This is a genomic window from Marinifilum breve, assembly GCF_003202155.1.
GTDB lineage: Bacteria > Bacteroidota > Bacteroidia > Bacteroidales > Marinifilaceae > Marinifilum > Marinifilum breve.
The window spans coordinates 1-392 of record NZ_QFLI01000171.1; the positions used below are offsets into that span (position 1 = coordinate 1).

A 392-nucleotide genomic window follows, 5' to 3' on the forward strand; every position below is an offset into this window, starting at 1 on the left:
TCACATCACGACTACAGGACCACCTGTATTCTCTAAAGCACGACGACTAGCTCCTGAAAAGCTAAGGTTAGCGAAAAACGAATTCGATCACATGATGGACTTAGGAATCATACGACCGTCAAGTAGCCCATATGCATCTCCGTTGCACATGGTCCCTAAAAAGGACAGCAACGATTGGCGTCCAACTGGTGACTATCGGCGATTGAACGCGAAAACCATTCCCGATCGTTACCCGTTGCCTCACATTCACGATTTGACAGCTACCTTGAAAGGTACAACTGTCTTTTCGAAAATCGACTTGGTTAAAGCGTATAACCAAATCCCTATGGCTACTGACGACATACCAAAAACAGCTATCATAACTCCTTTCGGACTCTATGAATTTTTGCGAA

General features: G+C 44.6%; 1 protein-coding gene. It reads left to right on the forward strand.

Annotated features, from left to right (window positions below):
• Positions 1-91: 91 nt before the first annotated feature.
• A partial coding sequence (locus DF185_RS24915; protein ID WP_133250159.1) for a reverse transcriptase family protein occupies positions 92-392 on the forward strand: 301 nt, incomplete at its 3' end.